This is a genomic window from Chitinophaga dinghuensis, from assembly GCF_003259435.1.
In the GTDB taxonomy this organism is placed as follows: Bacteria; Bacteroidota; Bacteroidia; order Chitinophagales; family Chitinophagaceae; genus Chitinophaga; species Chitinophaga dinghuensis.
In genome coordinates this window covers 576,409-593,116 of record NZ_QLMA01000002.1, presented here as the reverse complement: position 1 = coordinate 593,116, position 16,708 = coordinate 576,409, and the positions used below count along the sequence as shown (strand labels likewise).

The following is a 16,708-nucleotide window of genomic DNA, read 5'->3' as shown; positions in this document are numbered from 1 at the left end:
CCTACATATTTCCTACCACTCAGGTATAACAGAATCGCTATGATGGTAATTACAAAAAACAAGTGCTATTTGTATATATTATAATAAATTATAAAATCAATTTAAGCTTCTGCATACCTTTCAACAGGAATGGAAGAGAAACTATTCCAGTCAATGCCACTGCAATGGCAGATTCCGCATAAATAGAAAGATGCCATGCATCCTGAATATACTTACGGATGATACATTGATATAAGACTGTAAATAATCCGATTGTCAGAATCGGTATCAACTGGCGGGTTTTATAAGCAATCAGCTCTCCAAAACTCCGTTGCATTTGCTTAAATACACTACCAATCATCAGTATATCAAACAACCAGTAAGCGACCAAAGTGGCACCCGCAATACCGCTAATACCAAGTTTCAATCTAACAACCACCAAACAGAGCACTGTATTTACTACGCCAACTATGAAAAAAATCAGGGCAGAAATTTTCTGTTTATTTAATACGAACATGGCATTTGCAGAGAACCCAGTCAAAAGATAGAAGTAGGTGGCAAATACAGAAATCTGTGCTGCCGGTACTCCATCAGTATATTTAGGCAGGAAAATAGTTACCGCCGGTAATAGTAATGCTATCACCACTCCTATAACAGGTGGTATGATCTGACATAGCACCTCTTGGGGGAGAATAACATGTTTCTTAATGACATCGTCATTCACCGTAGATCCGAAGGCAGCATTCAGGTGAGTAAATAATACTATGCTGAGGGAGTTGACAAATAATTTGAGTGGTAAATTGATGAAGCTGGCAAGACTATAAAGTCCTACTTCTTTAAAATCGAGGTATTTGGCAATGATCAGCCTATCTATTCCTTCAAATATAGTGGCACTAATATCCTGCAGATATAAGGGAATAGTTACAAATAGTAGTGACTTGAATAACGTATTATTCCAATATAATTTATAGGCAATGGGCCTTTTTATGAAATAGTACAGGGAGTTAGCCACAGCAATCAGCAATGTAGTAATCAACAGGGCGGTATACCCCCAGAAGTAAACCACTGGAATGCTTACCAGGGTGAGAATGCCCGAAAGTATACTGGCATTTCTTAATACCTTATAATTATTTAGTCCTTTTGTTAGGATATTTCCATATGCGCCTACTATCTGTGCTATATAAATCAGCGCTACAGTCACAACCGACAACTGTAACAAATGGTTTGTGATAGAAGTAAAAGCATAAATCAACAGACCGATAGATACTAAGGGCGTGATGATCAGCTGATAGGTAAGTACAATATGTGCAATTCTATGTGCTTCTTCTGTTTTTCCATCCGCCTGCAAGGTGATAAAATCACGACGCATAACGAATGGAAGGCTCAGGCTAAAAACAGCCGAAAGATTGATGAATACCTTTGCCGTCTGCCAGATACCATATGTTTCCGGCCCCAGGAAACGCGCATAAAAATACCCTGAAATAAATGCAACCAGGAGAGTTACTACCTCTCCTGTAAACATTTTATAAAAACTACTTTTAACCTTATGGACAATATTCGCGCTCATTTGTTAACTCACCAGTTTCGGATTGGGATCAGTCTCATACACTTCTTTATAAATAGCTTCCGAAAACGGCGCTACTTTCTCATGAAAATTCTCCGCATTGAAATTGAACAGATCAATATCATACGTACTTTCCTTTACTCTCCAGAGGAAGTTCAGAATTTTCTCATCAGTCAGTTCGAATGACTTCAATTTCGACAAAAGCGTTTCCAGCTCGTAGAGGGAGTGGATATCAATGGTTACGCCATTCTCCCTGTAAAAAGATCTACCAAGCGCTACTACCTTCTTTTTATACATAATTGCCTCAAAGCCTACGCTGGAATTAATAGCGATAATAGCGTCTACTTTCGGAATAATGCCATGTGAATTCATGTGAGGAGGCACTAATATCACATTGGGTAATCTGGAAATGCGTTTTAATTGATCTAGTTTATATTGTCCTCTACCATAAGGATGCTCCTTTACAATTAATTTGTAAGGATATGGAATATAGGAAGACAAGGTCTCTACCAGTGCTGCCTGGTTTACAAAGGGCAACCCTCTTTGGGTAAGCTGAGAATCGTTTGGTACGTGTAATGGGAAATAGAAGTATTTTTCCTTTTCAAAATCCAGTTTTCCGTCATAATACACAGTGGCCATCTGTCTCCTGTAGATTCTTTTCACATATCTGGATAATGAATTCCGGAAGTTGTGTTTTTTGTCGCCAGTAGTATCTTTGATTTCCCGTTTAATTTTGTTCACCGCCTTGGAAAAGTAATTCCATTTGAACTTCACATCAAAGATCTTAGGATCGCCCCACAGTCTTGTCTGAGAGGTGGTATATTTATTTACATATTGCAGAATCCAGTCTCTGTCATCCTTTGATATTACGGGATGCAGCGGCTCCGATGGGGTTGTCTTGAAGCGTTTTTCATCTTTATGGAAATGAGTACGCAGGGCAAAACTGGAATACCCGAAATAATTCATATGTCCACCATGCAGTCGACACAATAACCGGAATGCATTGTGGTCGAATTCATCGCCTTCATAGGTCAGATACCTTTTTGCCTTTGGACCATCCTTCAATGACCAAATAGCATGTATATACTTACATGCCTGTCGACGCCAATAGTCATCCCCCAGATTGAAAAAGATCTGTTCCGTTCTGTAGAAGGAGTTAATGCTTTCAAACTTCATTTCCTCCATCAGTTGTACACAGAAAGACTCATCGACCTCTGCAGGCAGTTCCGGCAAAAGAATGTAGTCTGTAATACCTTTGGTTTTCCAGACATTGGCAACGTCCTTTACCACCGTAAACAAGAGTACAGTCAATCCCTTCTTTTCCAGGTATTTTTTCACTTCAATATAGAAGTCTGCCACCCAAAGGTCAGCCCCTACATGCAAACATATATCGTACGTTTTATTCAGCATAGTAAGCATTGGCGACAGCATTTTCAACAGCTGCTGTCAGTCAGTTTAATTAATTAAATGATAGTCCATCCACCATCTACCACCAGGTTATGTCCGGTAACATACTTGGCATCATCTGACAAGAGATAGCAGATAGATGGAGCGATATCTTCTGGCAACCCCATTCTTCTCAGTGGAACTTTCTTCTCATAATTATTTACAAAAATGGGATTTTGATTATCAAAAATTCCACCCGGAGAAACGCAGTTTACTCTGACATTAAACGGACCGTAAAATGCAGCAAGATAACGTGTCAATGTAATTAATCCACCTTTAATGGCGGCATAACCAGCTTCATTCAACATAGTAGTACCTTCATAGACTGTAAAGTCTGGGCCAGTAATACCATAAATAGAAGCCATATTGATTAAGGACCCGCTTCCTTGTTTCTTCATCTGATTCAAGGCGACCTGACAACATTTGGTATATCCAATCAGGTGCATATCCACATTAGCTGCCAGGGAGTCCATAGATTCGTCTTCAAATGGCAGCTCCCCCCAATCACTTGTTCTTGGATAAGCATTGTTCACCCAACCATCTATGCGTCCGTACTTTTCAACCATTAGTGCTACTGCCGCTTTAATCGATGTTTCAGCAGTGATATCACAATTAATAAATCCTGCATCAAGGTTCGTTTCTTCTGCAATATCCAGTGTGATAACCGTACCTCCACGCTTTTTAATTTCGCTTACAAAAGCGCTCCCTAACAATCCTTTCCCCCCGGTTACTGCTATCACTTTATTCAACAGTGAACTCATTTCAGACAAATTTTAAGTATTTCAAAAGCTTCATTAATATTATTCATAGGTAAGTCCTGGCCTTTGATATAGGCAAGAAAATACTTCATTTGTTCTATATAGGTATAATATACCTCGGTTTTCTGCTGGAAGATAATTTCACCATTTCTCTTCACGGATCCTCCCACCAGGTCAGCTACGAGAGTGGCATCTTCAAATAAAATTTCCAACTCACGCTTAGTATCTCTTCTGTAATAATTCAACGTAAGATTAGCTGTAAACGCTGGATACTCCAGATTGTAATGTGCAAAATCAATCGCCGGAATATCTAAAGAGGATTTGTTCGTCAGCTTTTTCTGACTGGATAATGGCAAGCCAAATAACCAACATGCATAATCTAGCTCATGAATCAGATCCAGATGTACGCCACCTCCCAATTCAGGAATGGCACTATATATTGTCCTGAAGTCCCGCTGTGGTCGCCAATCTGGAAGATAGGATCCCGTGTAGATATTGACTTCATTTATCTGCGCAGTAGTTTGTCCAAGATATTCCCGTACAAATCGGATTATAGGATTAAAACGCAGATTGCAGGCAACATATGTTTTTATTCCCAGCTCATTACATTTATCCAGTACTTCCTGCCCTTTCTCCAATGTATGGAAAAGCGGTTTCTCAATGAAAAGGGGGATCCCTAATGGCAGCAGCTGTTCAATTGTATCATTATGGGCAGATGTAGGATTTGATATGATGGCAAAGTCAAACTGTACACTGTTATCTGTCAGTGTATAAAGATCAGTAACGCCATCCGTCTTGTTTCCAGTGGCGCCTGACCTGAGCGCATAAATCTCCGTATCAGCAGATAACTGATTTAATGCATATATGTGTTTATGGGCAATGGACCCCAGGCCCACTATCAGGACTCTCATAAATTAAATCCAAGTTTGTTATTCTCCAGCAGGTATTCCATAAACAGAAAATCTATCGGATGATCCAGATCGAAACAGATATGCTTCATTTCATGAATCAATGATCTGCTGGTTATAGCAGAAGGTTCTTTATCTGTAAAGAATGATTTTCTGTATATATAGAAGGAAGCATTCAGGTCATATACTTTGGGCGCCGATTGTCTTGTAACGAAGGTTCCCTTTTTACAGAGTTTGTAAAAACCGTCTGGGTCCTCCTCCACCATATTAAAGTAGGGGTTTCTGTTGGCGGGATTCACAGAAAATATATTCTGTGCATCTTGTTTTGCCAGCAAGGCATCAAACGCCTCATTAATATCGGTTACATTCCGCAATGGTGAGGTTACGTCCAGATCAATCAAAAAATCAAACTCTTTTCCTGCTTTACTTTCTTCATACTGCAGGAGATCATTCAACACAGGAATTTTCCCTGCCTGATCAGTTGCTAGTTCAGCAGGGCGTTTGTATGTGGTCTTTAATCCCAGGCCAGCTGCAACTTCCCTGATTTCATCACTGTCTGTTGATAGTGCAGCTACTGCTCCTCGCTCTTCCACAATTTTAAGCGCATGTTCTATAGAATAAGCGATAAGTGGTTTGCCGGCTATTGATTTTATATTTTTACCAGGAATGCCTTTAGAGCCTCCTCTGGCACAGATGGTTACCAAAGTATTCATAATCAAAGCTTAATATGTTTTATATCCTCCTGAGCTTTTTCATAATCTTCAGGTCTTCCAATATCCAACCAATAACCCAGTATTGGATAATGGGATACTTTTTTGTTGGCAGCAATCAACTCTTCCATAAAGTCGGTTGCATTATAAAATGTGTTCTGGGGCATTACAGTAAGCAGGGATTTCTTGAATAGGTAAATCCCTCCATTTGAGTAATAATTGTAAGTGGGTTTCTCATCGAATGAGATTACATCCCCATTTTCAATTTCCAGGACAGCGTAAGGTACTTTGACCTGGTATGGTATACTGGCGATCATTAGATCGGCGCCCGACTTAATATAAGAACGATAAAAATCGACGAAGTCGATATTGGTTAACAGATCAGAATTCATCAACAGAATATGATCTTCATCAAAATCGTCAATCAGACTCAAAGCGCCGAAAGTACCGAGGGGTGTTGTCTCTTCCACATAATCAATGGTTATTGACTTATCTACTCCATTGCCGAAGTGTTGCTTTATCTGGTCACCCAAATACCTGACAGAGATAATTATTTTTTCAATGCCGCAATTAGCAAGTCTGTCTACATTATGTTCTATAATAGGTTTCTGACCTACTTTCAACAATGGTTTGGGGCAATCCAGCGTAAGCGGTAGCAATCTCTCTCCTTTACCACCCGCCATGATTACAGCATTTACGGGTAGTAGGCTAACTCTTAGTCTGAAATTTAATACATCGATCACCTGTTTGTCATCATTCAGGATCGGAATAATTTTAATATTCCGGTTTCTGTGTTCTTCCAGTTCTTCGATGGAATAGTTTTCCTGATTGATGTATATCGGATTAGGTTGAACAAATGACGTAATGGGTGTGTCAAACGCAAATCCCTGGATAAATCCACGACGGATATCTCCATCTGTTAGTGAACCTATCAGGCAGTCATTTATGTCAGTAACGAACAGGATGGCATCTGGTGCCAGCTGATTAAGTTTGGACAATGCATCATAAACCGTTGCCGTCTCATGAATTAGATGTCTACGAAATTCCATTTTTTGTCGTTATAGTACATTTTATTTCAATACAATAAACATCGCAATATATGATCAATTCCAATAGTATTGCAATATGTGCCTGCTCCTGTCAAATGCTTCCTGTCCATGTCTTTCCACATATTTTTTGCCAATCTCCTCATATGCATGAGGCAGATGAATACGCTTCCCGATATGGAATGCGGTCATCTGCTTTGAAAAATTGGATTTAAACTTAAATAATGGATCTGTTGGTTCATTGGTAAGTCCTCCTCCAAAGTTTATGCATGTGACACCTTTTTCTATTGCTAGTTCTGATACTTTTGACAGCAATAAATTAGATGCCGGCACCTTGGAATACAGCACATTCCTTGCTGAAAGAAAATAGGTCAGGAAACCTGACTGTTCAAAAAACAGTGCATAGGAGTAGGTGATATCTTCTTTATAAACCCTGTACATCGTAACATGATCAGTTAAACGGTTATGCAGGGAATCAAAGTATTTCTTGTCGAAATAATAGTAGTCAGATGCTGCCGCATTAGACATGGTCTGATGATACATTTCAATGAAGCCATCAATATGCTGGAGATAATCCACCTGTTCAAAGCAATATCCGTCTTTCTCCAATTTCCTTACCAGGTTACGATTGGTACTGCTAAATTGTTCCATCCATATGGTCTCCCACGTGGAATTTCCATCCAACAATATGATTGTTCTATTGTGGATGTTCTTAATATTTTGCTGAAAAAACTGCTCTTTGTTATATAGGTAATGGTAGCGAACGAATTCTGTTACAATTTGGTTACTGCTCAGATGGTCCAGTAGAGATGACTCCGCCAGAGAAAAAAAGTGGGGATCATTACAAAACGGTCCGCAATAACCATATGGAGAAGTAATATCCTGGTAATTTCCGAGATATTCGGGTAAGGTTTTCTTTATGTAAGGGTATAAGAAGATGGCATCCTTATCCTTCAGTAAAAATATTTCCGCATTCCCTCCAGCCATTTCTGCTTCATGTTGGAGGAAATCCATGTTATAATAAATATCTAGTTCCAGTCCATAAGTTGACAGCTGTTCCTGATATAAATCCTTCCCTTCATAGCCAAACACAAACTTTTCCATATACTAATTCATTTTCATTAACAGCAAGTAACCTTGCTCTATTGAAATACTGTTCTTTTTAACAGGAGTTGTTCATGATCCATGTTACTTACAATAAAATTGTACATTAACGATGTACTATTCCCTTGTCCATATACATTTTCTATGCCTTCAAATTGTTGTCTGAATTCCAGTGATAGTGCCTCATTGATTCCGATGATAATTTGTTCCACATCTGCTGCAACGTGCAATACATTTGGGTTAGCTAATCGGTTTTGCTGACGCTTGCCTACATTCACCACGGGGATTTGGAATGACTGCACTTCCACCAGTCCGCTGGACGAATTCCCCAGTACCAGACTGGCAAAGCGAAGCATTGAAAAATATTTTATTTTACCCAGACTTGGTACAAACCAGATATCTTTTCTGGCAGCCAGCATGGTATTTATTTCCTGGCCACCGGCATCAAAATTAGCTGCAGTTGCCAACACCTGAACATCTGGGTACGCTACCTTGATTTTATCCAACACAGAAGCAATCAGCGCTGGAGAAATGGTATTCTGGATAGTTTCGGTGTGAAAAGTAACCAGGAAAACCTCTTTGGCGATATCCAATCCAAGGGTAGAAAAAAGGTCTTGTTTGGAAAGAAGTGGCATATGAGGAATTTCATCCAGACACAATTCTCCACAAACTTTTATTCTCCATTCTTCTTCTCCCATTCTCATCAGATTCTCCTTGAAATAGGATGTCGCCACCAGGTGAAGGTGCGCCATTTTAGAAACGGCATGTCTGACCTGATTATCGATAGCTCCTTCTGTTACTTCTCCTCCGGAGATATGCGCAATGGGAATATTTAGAATTAAGGCGGCATTTACAACCGGCAACAACTCAAAGCGATCACCGATTACTACCAAAACATCAGGCTTTTCCCGAAGAAAATAGTCACTGATCTGTTGAGCCAATACCGCTACAGATCTTGTTTCAACATCATGGGTTTTATCAGTAAACAGAAAGGGGAACTTGTGTTTCACTGTAAATCCATCTGCGATAATTTCATTGATGGTCATCCCATAATCTGTCAGGAGGTGTGCTCCGCCTGCCAGAATATCCATATCTGTTTCGTTCTCTTGTAATATTTTGGACAGAAGTGGCTTTAAGGTGCCGTATTCGGATCTTATGGAAGTAAAAACTGCTATTTTCTTTTTAGGTTTATTCAAAGCTGATATCTTTCCAGTTTACAGGACTCCCCTGTTTCAGGGATTTATTCAGTTTTCGGCCAACTATGATATCCGCCTGATCGGCGGCTAGTCCCTGCTGGGGACGTTTATATAAAAACATGTCTTCAGCCAGTATTGTGCCTTCCGGGACTTCATTTTTCAGATAAATACCTTTGGTCACTACCGCTTTTGTATCTCGCTCAGTATCTTGTATTTCCTTTTTACCATTTCCGGATATAGCCATTTCCACCTGCCTGACTCCTATTACCAACTGTTTTAATTCAATTGGATCCATAGACGCTTTATGATCTGGGCCAGGCATATTCCGGTCCAGTGTGTAATGTTTTTCAATTACTTTAGCACCCATAGCAACTGCAGCGAGCGAAATAGCAATACCTTCTGTATGATCTGAATAGCCAATATCGGTCTTAAAAGCATATTCCAGGGTTTTCATCGCCTGTAGGTTGATACTGTCGTATGGGGCAGGATAATTCGAGGTACAGTGCAATATAGTAACATGTTTTGCACCTGCATGCAACAAGGTATTATACGCTCTCTCTACTTCTCCTAATCCTGACATTCCGGTAGAGAGAATAACCTCTAATCCTTTCTGGCCAATTTTGCGTAGAAATGGAATATTTGTTATTTCTCCTGAACCGACTTTGATTACATCCATTTTCAGTTCATCTACGAGGAAGTTTAAGCTTTTCTCGTCATCAGGAGTAGAAAGGAATTTCACACCTTTGGTATCACAATATTCCTTAAGTATCCGAAAGCTGTCGAATGAGAGTTCCAACTTCTTCAGCATTTCATATTGTGATGAGTCTGCACCATCATTTTCTTTCTGGTATGTCGCCTTAGGGGCACTCTGATCAATGATATCGTCGGTGACCCAGGTTTGAAATTTGACATAATCTACACCTGCGGACGCGGCTTCATCAATCAGCTTCATAGCCAGATCTACCTTTCCATTATGATTTACTCCTGCTTCTGCAATGATGCATACCTGATGTTTCATTTAACTATATCTTTTCTACTGCTAATTTGTGTTTAAGCTTTCTTTGATGCAACCACAATTAGCTCGCTGATGATTATACTGCGATTATTAACGGAATATTCCAACAGGTCTATCTGGCGGATATCGAAGCACTCACTATAAAGATCTTTAACGCTGTCTTCATTGGACAACCGAACGAAACCTTTTCCTTTCAATGGGCCATCTGTAATTTCCTGATATTCCATATGCCCTACCATATTTGCATTTTCCCCCATGTACATATTATCGGAAAAAGTCCGGCTGTACAGTAATCCGCCAGGTTTTAATACCCTGCTGATTTCCGGGAGGATATTTCCAAGAGCATCTGCACTGTTAGCGTAGAGGCATTCAACATCCACTACAGCGTCAAAAAAGGAGTCTTCATAAGGCAGGGTAGCGATATCTCCCACTTCCACATTGACAGATAATCCTTCGGATTTCATTCTTTCTCTGGCAATATCAATAGCTACTTTACTACCATCAATGCCATAGGCATCGAACCTTTCTCTTGATATATACCATAAATTCGCCCCGGTACCGCAACCCACCTCCAGAATTTTGACATTCGGGCGGTCGAGTTTATAGAAGTTCCGGGCGATAAATTGTATCAGGCTTTCTCCGGGATATTTACCCCATTCCTGAGATGAAAATACGTGGTCCCAAATAGGGTCCCAAGATGCGACGTCTTGCATATAGGATAAGTTTTTCTCAACTTTCTTTATGCAAATCAAAATAGCTATCCTACTCTTACACTACTCGGTATATTCACAACTCTTTCTTCCAACCACACAGCATTCCTCAACTCATCTCGCTGACAATCCTTGTACATTGGTAAACGGTTCATCAATGTCCAGATTGGTCTTGTCATCACTTTATTTTGATTTGACATTTCCAGAAACTGTTGTTGCTGTTGTTTATCCTCAAAGATGATGGTATTTAACCAAAAATTGGGGATAGTATCTTCTCGTTTTTGGACAAAACGAATATTACTATTTTCAAAAAAATCACTGTATAAATCGGCCAACTGCCGTTTATTTTCAAGGATGTATGGCAATTGTTCTAATTGTGCAACTGCCAGGGCTGCATTCAGGTTAGGCATACGATAGTTATATCCAACCTCATCATGCATAAATTCCCATTGATGGGGTATTTTGGCGGTTGTTGAGATATGTTTCGCCCACTTTCCCAGTTTTTCATCATTTGTAATGACGACACCACCACCACCGCTTGTCACCGTCTTATTACCATTAAAGCTGATGGCTGCAATATCTCCATACATACCGGTATGCTTTCCATGATAGTAACTACCCAGGGATTCAGCGGCATCTTCCACCAAAGGAATATGGTATTCTTTGCAAATAGCAGCGATTTCAGCTATTCTCACAGGAAAACCAAATGTATGCATTGGCAGGCAAGCGCTGATTCGTCTGCCGGTTGATTTATTAATACAGACACCATCCGCATTTAACGTTGCGTTTTTTTGGAGAAATGCCTGCAGGGCATCCGGAGATAATCCAAGCGTATCAATATCTACATCAACAAACACCGGTATTGCACCTGCATGTACGATTGCATTTGCAGTTGCCACAAAGGTCAATGGCTGTGTAATCACTTCTTCACCATAACTCACTCCTACGGCTTTCAATGCAAGGTGTAGGGCAGTAGTTCCATTTACAGTTGCAATAGCAAATTTCGCACCTGTAATAGCACATATCTCCTCTTCAAATTTATTTACATATGCACCAACAGAGGATACATAAGTTGATTCAATAGTATCCAGCACATATTTTTTCTCATTACCGCCAAAAAAAGGAGCGTGTAATGGAATAAACCCTTCCGGTTCGTTAAATACCTCTCTTATGAATGAAATTATCTTTCCTGTTTCCATTTTGACAATCAGATATTATAGATATGCGCTTTGTATTCTCTGAGGTTTTCAGACTTCTTGAACCATTCTATGGTTTCTGCTAAACCATTATCCAGGCTATATTGCTGTTTCCAGCCAGTATATTTTGTGATTTTACCTTTCGCACCAAATAACCGGAATACTTCACTCTTTTCTGGCCTTATTCTTTCCATATCCTGCTTTATCACTGCAGCAGGATTAATGATGTTGATTATTTTCTGGGCTAAATCTCCAATACTTATCTCCGACTCGGTCGCGATGTTACAGTCGTGCCCAATCAATGCATCTGATTTAGCGATTTCAAGGAAGCCCTCCACCGTATCTTTTACATATAACAGGTCTCTGGTTGGCGTAAGATCCCCCAAACTGATTTCTGTTATTCCGTTCAACAACTGACTAATGATAGTAGGGATAACTGCTCTTGCCGATTGTCTTGGCCCAAAGGTGTTAAAAGGTCTTACAATGGTTAACGGTAGATTAAAACTTCTGTAAAAAGACTCCGCTATACAATCTGCTCCGATTTTGGAGGCAGAATAGGGAGATTGTGGTTGACGGGGATGTGCTTCATCAATGGGAACATATTGCGCAGTTCCGTATACTTCCGAAGTGGAAGTAACGAGAACCCTCTTGGTATTCAGGTCTTTTGCAGCCTGAATGATATTCAATGTCCCTTTGACGTTTGTGTCTATATAACTATCAGGAGAATGATAACTGAAAGGAATGGCAATAAGTGCTGCCAGGTGGAAAACAACATCCACTCCCGTCATTGCGGTTCTTACTCCATTGGGATCACGGATGTCTCCACTGAAAATTTCCAGTCTATCTAACTTCTCTTTTTCCAAAGTGTCGAGCCATCCCCAGCTATTGAAGGAATTATAATACACGAAAGCCTTTACAGAGCAGCCTTCGGCCAACAATCGTTCTACGAGGTGGCTTCCAATAAAGCCATCTGCTCCAGTAACCATTACTTTCAAATTCCTAAGATCCACGTTTATGTCTATTTAGTTTTAATTATTGATTCTTTAAGAAGCCATAATCAGCTTAATAATTCTCCTGATAATCAGATAGACCGTTATCAGTATACCGCCAATTATTCCACCGACGATAATAGAGATTGCCTTACCTGTTTTTTTCGTTTGCAAGGGCAAGGTGGGCGTATCCACTATCTGAATCAGTGGGGCTTCCTGAGCCATCGTCACCCTGCACAGTTCCAGGTTTTTCACCACTTCCGCATACATCGTCTGAAGCACTACTTTATCTCTGGTTACCACTTCAGCGCCTACACCTGCAGCTCGCCTTGCCGGATTCATATTCAAATCCTGAATAGTAGCTGCAGCGTAAGTTTTTCTATTTAACGCCGCTTCCAGTGAATCAGCCTGATGTTGTAAACGATCTACATTCTCTCTGTTTCTCTGTGTTTTGGTTCGGAGATAAAAATCAGTAGCAACATCTACCAATTGCTCTGAAAAATACTTTGAAAATGTTTCACTTACAGAGGTACATTTAACAGAGACGAAGGCTAGTTTTTTATCAGGTTTTGTAACTTGTATATTTTGTGTCAATAGCCGCTGATATATCACACCAAGCAGGCTATCCTGAAATCTGGTGAATTGCTGTGGGTTACTATCAGGAGAAAAAATCACATCCCCTTTTGGGTTTCCGGCCTTTTTCAGTAGCCCTTCTGTTTTCATTCGATTCGTATCCATGTAAAGCTCTGCCAGCGATAAAGTACGACCATCTTCCTTAACAGACTTCAACAATGCCTTTTGTACTACTAATCTGGTTTTAAGAAACTGTACAATATTCTCACCGGCAAATAATCCCTTATCAGAAGAACCTCCAAGATCAAATCCAAAACTGCTGGCTAAGCCCATTAAAGATCCCATCGAACCCTTACTATCCTCTAACACGAAAGTCAGTTCAGCTTCATATTGTTTTTTCGACAAATAGGCCTTTGTAAAACCTAAAGCGCCACCTATTATTCCGAAGAGCAGGATAAGCCACCATTTACTGCACAGATATTTCCACCACTCCTTTATTTTCAGAAATATCTCCTTTAAGGAAATTTCCTCCTCCATGTGCGTATTCTTATCCATGCTTATTTTACTATTAGTTATAGGATTATTCAAGTATATGAGGAAATTTAAGAATCGCTTATTTAACTGTGTTCATAATAGTAACCACTACAAGTGCTATCGAAGCAAGTCCACTCGCTATGGCAATACCTTCCTGTCCAGTCAGTCCCTTCCTTTCTTTCCTGGTAGGTATATAAATTTCCGCACCTGGTTTGACTTTCGGATAACTATTAAAGAACATGACCTTTTTCGTGTTCTTCACTTCTCCATTTGCATATACTATATAACTCCTTCTTCTCAGTGCCTGAGCAGTGAAGCCTCCAGCCCCATGAACATAATCCCTGAATGTATATCCACCGTCATACCGTACTTTTTTAGGGAAATATACTTCTCCAAATAATTGCACGGTCTGTAACTTTTTAGGCACCCTGATCACATCGCCTTCTTCCAGCAACAGATCATATTTGGATCCTGGATTTTTCAGAATCTGATCCAGGTTGATTCCCAATAATTGCTCATGACGATTCACAGACTGCTTCACACGAGCGATATCTGCACTATCCTGTAGCTTATTGATGAATACTTCCAACTTGTTAGCAAGAATCAGACTATCTCCTTCATTGATAAATGTTTTTCTCAGCATCACCGCTCCTGCTGCATAAGCTTCCGGACGTAGCCCTCCAGTACGTTTAATCAAATCTGAAATTCTCTCCGAACGAGTATTAATGGTATACTCCCCTGGATACACCACTTCTCCTCCAATAGATACATTGGACTGAGAAGTATATGCTGGAGATTTACGAACAGATACTTCATCGAATGGCATCAGTTCAAATCCTTGTGCCTCAGAATTAGCACTCAAATCTGCATTAATATCAAAATACTTAACGATAGACTTAACCGTATCTTCCGGACTATATTTGCCGTTCCTGATTCTGCGTGAAACTTCGATTCGTTGGGTAGATGCCGCATCTCTTAATCCTCCTGCCAGTAATATAAGGTCCTCCAGATGCATTCCATCTCCATAGGTAAAATAGCCCGGCTTATTCACCTCTCCATCAATACGAACTTCATAATCCTCACGCAGCTGCAGTTTCGAATAAATCACTACGCTATCTTCTTTTTGTAATGTTGCAGTGGATCTTCCTGCAATGGCATCCTGCACATTGAAATTGATATATGCAGGGGTAAAATCTGCTTGAAGGCGACGGATAAGACCACGACTCAAAGATGCCTCTTCTTGTACGCCGTCTGCTCTTTTAATCAGGTCAGAAATAGTCATTCCTGGTTCCAGTGCATAATTGCCAGGATGGAAAACGGCTCCTGTTATGGTCACTCTGTTGCTAAACCTGTTCAAAATGGAGTCCACAAAAAACTGATCACCAGATTTTAATCTGAAACTACCGATGTCTGTAGATGTTATATTTACAACTTCTCTTTCTTTATTATTAATTCTGTATCCACGGATAACATCAGTGAATGCTCTGTCAGTATATCCGCCAGCAAAATCGATGATTTGCTTCAACGATTCATTTTCCTTCGCCTCAAATATTGCCGGACGTTTTACCTCGCCGGTTAGCTCTACCCGGGTTTTATATGGGTTTACTTTTACGATATCCTGATCCTGCAATACAATGTTATTTGACAGATCCCCATTAGCCAGAAAATCATATAAGTCAAACGTCACCACGGAAACTCCATTTCTGATAACCTGGATATTACGAAAGCTACCATTCTCATTAGGTCCACCCGATACATACAATGCATTGGCAACTGTTGCCAGTGATGGAATAGTATATGATCCGGGTTTCTCTACTTCCCCAATCAATAACACGCGAATACTGCGAATATTACCAAGAGACACCTGCACATAGGTATTACCAGATTTAATACCAGAGTATATAGTAGCTAACTGTTTAGTGATCCGGGTTTTCGCCTCTTCCATTGTTAGGCCATTTACATAAACAGGACCTAAATTCGGGATTCTAACATATCCTTCAGGAGTAACTTTCAATCGGTGCTGTACCTCAGAGTAACCATAAACATCTATCAGTAATTCATCATTGGCAGCCAGACGATAATTGGGTGGTGTCGCCATGCGAAGATTCGGCTCAAAAGTCAGGTTCTTATTACTGAAAAGCTCTGAACCAAAAATACGTTTCCTCCTCTTCTCTTTCTCCCGCTCCTCTTTCGATAACTTTTTGTTTTCGTCGCTGGTAGATTTGGAAGTATCCTTATCCTGTTCATCTGTATCAACCTTACGGTCTTCATAGAGGTCACTCTGATCCTTATTTTTAGACTTAGGCTGTAATTCCTTATCAAGCCCCATCTGTCGGATCCTGTCTTTTAATTTGGAAACTTCAATATCCGGAATTCCCTTCTGCTGTGCATAAGTATCAATATCGTCAAAAGCGACTCCATTCTTTTTCATTTCCGCCACAAGTTGCCTTACCTGATCATCACTCAGATTTTCAACTTTTATCTGCTTCATTTGCTCCTTGGAAAAGGATGGAACCTGGGCACTTACACTATAAACAACAAACAGGAACAGCTGGATTAGCAATAACTTTCTTAACATGAATTAATAGGATATATACTTTCTCGAATTCATTTCAGGCTTCAATATCGAACTTATTTGGCCGTTTTTCAGCCAAATAAGCTGCAAATCTATACAAAATAACACACAAATGTTAATGAACCTAAAAACAGTTTGACGCCCGTTATAACACATATTTTGGGAGATTGTTCCCTTAATACGCATAATAATGCCAGAAAACAGAACAACATTCCGAAACGCCATTTTTAAGGAGAATATAATGTAATACAGCCATCATATATATAAGAATATATATTCGTAGTAGTTAACAAACCGTTTTGCCTTCTTATCCGTTAATATATTAGAACGTCCTGCTTCCGGAGTCAGTCAGGCATTATAACCATGTAACCAAATGAACTGTATCCTTCCCTGCCTGAGGCCGAG

The 16,708-nt window shown here is 40.0% G+C and carries 14 protein-coding genes; all 14 read right to left on the bottom strand.

Features of this window, described 5'->3' with window-relative positions; all coding sequences use genetic code 11:
- Positions 1-88: 88 nt before the first annotated feature.
- From CLV59_RS07765 to CLV59_RS07700, 14 genes are read right to left on the bottom strand one after another with little or no spacing between them, the layout of a single operon-like run.
- Positions 89-1,501 carry an oligosaccharide flippase family protein gene (locus CLV59_RS07765; RefSeq protein WP_170137670.1) on the bottom strand — a complete coding sequence of 471 codons (1,413 nt, stop codon included), beginning with the start codon at positions 1,499-1,501 and terminating at the stop codon, positions 89-91.
- A 48-nt stretch (positions 1,502-1,549) separates the two neighbouring features.
- Positions 1,550-2,953, bottom strand: a complete 1,404-nt coding sequence (locus CLV59_RS07760; protein WP_211323766.1) for a capsular polysaccharide export protein, LipB/KpsS family — start codon at positions 2,951-2,953, stop codon at positions 1,550-1,552.
- A 53-nt stretch (positions 2,954-3,006) separates the two neighbouring features.
- On the bottom strand, positions 3,007-3,750 hold the full coding sequence (locus CLV59_RS07755; protein WP_111591441.1) for an SDR family oxidoreductase: 744 nt from the start codon (positions 3,748-3,750) through the stop codon (positions 3,007-3,009).
- Positions 3,747-4,658, bottom strand: coding sequence for a Gfo/Idh/MocA family protein (locus CLV59_RS07750; protein WP_111591440.1), 912 nt, complete (start codon positions 4,656-4,658; stop codon positions 3,747-3,749). Before CLV59_RS07750 ends, CLV59_RS07755 begins: the two co-directional genes overlap by 4 nt.
- On the bottom strand, positions 4,655-5,368 hold the full coding sequence (locus CLV59_RS07745; protein WP_111591439.1) for an acylneuraminate cytidylyltransferase family protein: 714 nt from the start codon (positions 5,366-5,368) through the stop codon (positions 4,655-4,657). The genes CLV59_RS07750 and CLV59_RS07745 overlap by 4 nt, the downstream gene beginning before the upstream one ends.
- 2 nt (positions 5,369-5,370) lie before the next feature.
- Positions 5,371-6,414: a nucleotidyltransferase family protein gene (locus tag CLV59_RS07740; RefSeq protein WP_111591438.1), complete on the bottom strand. Its 1,044-nt coding sequence runs from the start codon at positions 6,412-6,414 to the stop codon at positions 5,371-5,373.
- A 54-nt stretch (positions 6,415-6,468) separates the two neighbouring features.
- Positions 6,469-7,515, bottom strand: a complete 1,047-nt coding sequence (locus CLV59_RS07735; protein ID WP_111591437.1) for a peptidoglycan bridge formation glycyltransferase FemA/FemB family protein — start codon at positions 7,513-7,515, stop codon at positions 6,469-6,471.
- A 38-nt stretch (positions 7,516-7,553) separates the two neighbouring features.
- A complete protein-coding gene (gene neuC, locus CLV59_RS07730) occupies positions 7,554-8,711 on the bottom strand; it encodes a UDP-N-acetylglucosamine 2-epimerase (protein ID WP_170137668.1) in 1,158 nt (385 codons plus the stop codon).
- Positions 8,704-9,729, bottom strand: a complete 1,026-nt coding sequence (neuB, locus tag CLV59_RS07725; protein ID WP_111591435.1) for an N-acetylneuraminate synthase — start codon at positions 9,727-9,729, stop codon at positions 8,704-8,706. Before neuB ends, neuC begins: the two co-directional genes overlap by 8 nt.
- 32 nt (positions 9,730-9,761) lie before the next feature.
- Positions 9,762-10,439, bottom strand: coding sequence for a class I SAM-dependent methyltransferase (locus tag CLV59_RS07720; protein WP_111591434.1), 678 nt, complete (start codon positions 10,437-10,439; stop codon positions 9,762-9,764).
- A 44-nt stretch (positions 10,440-10,483) separates the two neighbouring features.
- Complete coding sequence (locus CLV59_RS07715; protein WP_111591433.1) at positions 10,484-11,635, bottom strand: LegC family aminotransferase; 1,152 nt, start codon at positions 11,633-11,635, stop codon at positions 10,484-10,486.
- Between the two features lie 8 nt (positions 11,636-11,643).
- Positions 11,644-12,642 carry an NAD-dependent 4,6-dehydratase LegB gene (locus tag CLV59_RS07710; protein WP_317048644.1) on the bottom strand — a complete coding sequence of 333 codons (999 nt, stop codon included), beginning with the start codon at positions 12,640-12,642 and terminating at the stop codon, positions 11,644-11,646.
- Positions 12,643-12,675: 33 nt separating this feature from the next.
- A complete protein-coding gene (locus CLV59_RS07705) occupies positions 12,676-13,749 on the bottom strand; it encodes a GumC domain-containing protein (RefSeq protein WP_111591432.1) in 1,074 nt (357 codons plus the stop codon).
- Positions 13,750-13,807: 58 nt separating this feature from the next.
- Positions 13,808-16,306, bottom strand: a complete 2,499-nt coding sequence (locus tag CLV59_RS07700) for an SLBB domain-containing protein (protein ID WP_111591431.1) — start codon at positions 16,304-16,306, stop codon at positions 13,808-13,810.
- Positions 16,307-16,708: the final 402 nt, after the last annotated feature.